Consider the following 259-nt stretch of genomic DNA (forward strand, 5'->3'; position numbering starts at 1 on the left):
GTCTGGCACTTCTTACTGACCACGCAAGCGCGTTTCGTACAGCATGATGAGAGCGATGAAAGCAAACTACACTTATGCTTCATTCGATACACATTTGTAAAAGGTTGAATCCATGAAACCAACGACACTACTGCTTATTTTCACTTTTTTCGCTATGCCAGGCATCGTATACGCCGAGTCGCCTTTTAGCTCACTGCAGTCCGCAAAAGAGAAAACCACGGTATTACAAGATTTACGTAAAATTTGCACGCCACAGGCG

The 259-nt window shown here is 44.4% G+C and carries 1 protein-coding gene; it reads left to right on the forward strand.

The window, feature by feature from the left end; genetic code table 11:
- Nucleotides 1-112 precede the first annotated feature (112 nt).
- Nucleotides 113-259: YicS family protein (locus V5P19_RS23890; RefSeq protein ID WP_306552817.1), on the forward strand; the 147-nt coding region annotated here is incomplete at its 3' end.

The organism is Enterobacter sp. UNJFSC 003, from assembly GCF_036903355.1.
GTDB lineage: Bacteria > Pseudomonadota > Gammaproteobacteria > Enterobacterales > Enterobacteriaceae > Enterobacter.